The sequence below is a fragment of the Rhodococcus sp. P4_F5 genome (genome assembly GCF_056401315.1).
The window spans coordinates 1-1,791 of record NZ_JBFUJP010000147.1 but is presented as its reverse complement, the minus strand read 5'-3'; the positions used below and the strand labels follow the sequence as shown (position 1 = coordinate 1,791).

The 1,791-nt window shown below is 69.2% G+C and carries 1 protein-coding gene and 1 pseudogene; both read right to left on the bottom strand.

From position 1 onward, the window contains the following. A pseudogene (locus AC1DU4_RS26290) lies at nt 1-279 on the bottom strand (Ig-like domain-containing protein); the annotation flags it as partial. Between the two features lie 132 nt (nt 280-411). Beyond that, a partial coding sequence (locus tag AC1DU4_RS26285) for an Ig-like domain-containing protein (protein ID WP_477844912.1) occupies nt 412-1,791 on the bottom strand: 1,380 nt, incomplete at its 5' end.

Here is a 1,791-nt window from a genome sequence, read left to right as displayed (position 1 = left end):
CACGTACGTCATGCACGCGGGATGGAAGTCCTTGACCGCCTGGACGTACTCAACGACGGTGAGAGCCTTCCGCATGAACTTCATCGAGGTCGTGACGACCTCGCCCTCGACCGGCGTCGTGTTGCTGACGGTCCGGGTGAAGTTGCTGTTGCCGTCGGCCCAGGACACCGAACTCGGCGCCGCACCAGCCATGCCGACACCGGCGGTGACCGCGAACCCGGCCGCCACCGCGAACGCGCTCACACCACCGACGATCCGGCGCGTGTTACCTACAGACATGTTTTCCTCTCAGACGACGAACCGAGACGGCAGCCGGAAACCGAAGGTGCCGCGAACAATCGGGCCTCGGATCCCCCGCCGCGCTGTGGCCGCGAGGGAGCCGAGGCCCTGATCAGTTGTGTGGTGCTGCGCCTAGCTGCCGAAGAGCGAGCCGAGGCTGCCGGTGCCGCCGCCGTTCTCCCCGCCGCCGGGGGTGCCCTCGGACACGGCCACGGAAACGCTGTCCGCGGACGCGTTGACAGTGCCGGCACCGGAGAACTCGGCCGCGATGCTGCGCTGGCCGGCGACGGCAGGCGTCCACGCGATGCTCGCCTGGCCGTTCGCGTCGACGGTGGCGGTGCCGATCACGACACCGTTCTCCTTGAAGGTGACCGACCCGCCGGCGTTGCCGGGGGTGACCTTCGCGGACGCGGTCGACGCCAGGCCGACCTTCAGGTTCTCACCAACGGTGAGCACAGTGGTCGAGCTGGAGTTCTCGGCCGGCTGCGCCGCCACGGTCACGTTGGCGGAGGCGTTCGAGCCGGTGACACCGGTGCGTCCGGAGAACGTCGCGGTGATCGCGTGGGCGCCCGGGGTGGCCGGCACCCAGGAGTACACAGCTTCGCCGTTGGCGGCGACGGGGACCTCGGCCAGCGTCGTGGCGCCGTCCTTGAACACCACGTTGCCACCGGCACCGGCCGGGGAGACGGTGGCCTTCAGGGTGCTCGACCGCCCGACCTGCGCGTCGGCGATGGGGGCAAGCGTGGTCGACGAGACCGCATCGGACTGCGCGACCTGGATGTTCTGCTGGGCCGACTGCGAACCCTGCGCCTTGGTGGTCGCCCCGAACTTCGCGGACAGCGCGTGGGCGCCGCGCTCGGCGGGGGTCCACGTCAGAGTCGCGACGCCGGCGGCGTCGAGTGCACCCTGGCCGATCTTGGTCGCGCCGTCGAAGAACTCGACGTTGTCGCCGGCGGCACCGCCGGTGACGGTTGCCGTCAGCGGCACGGCCTGGCCCACCTGGACGCCCGCAGGCACCGCGGCCAACGCCGTCGTGGTGACGTTCTTGCTCACCGTCACGGTCGTGCCCTTGTTCGGGTAACTACCCGAACCCAGCGACCCGGAGTAGTCCGTCCACGTGTTCATCGCGACGTCACGATCGCAGTTCGCGCCGACCTTGTACGAGAACTCGAAGGTGTGCGACTTCGGCTCGATGTTCGGGTACACCGCCCAGTCACCCGTGACCCGGACGAAGTCCGCGCCCTGGCTCTCGAGCCCACGCGGAGAGCCGTCGACCTTCGCCGAGCCGTCCACGTACGTCATGCACGCGGGATGGAAGTCCTTGACCGCCTGGACGTACTCAACGACGGTGAGAGCCTTCCGCATGAACTTCATCGAGGTCGTGACGACCTCGCCCTCGACCGGCGTCGTGTTGCTGACGGTCCGGGTGAAGTTGCTGTTGCCGTCGGCCCAGGACACCGAACTCGGCGCCGCACCAGCCATGCCGACACCGGCGGTGACCGCGAACCCGGC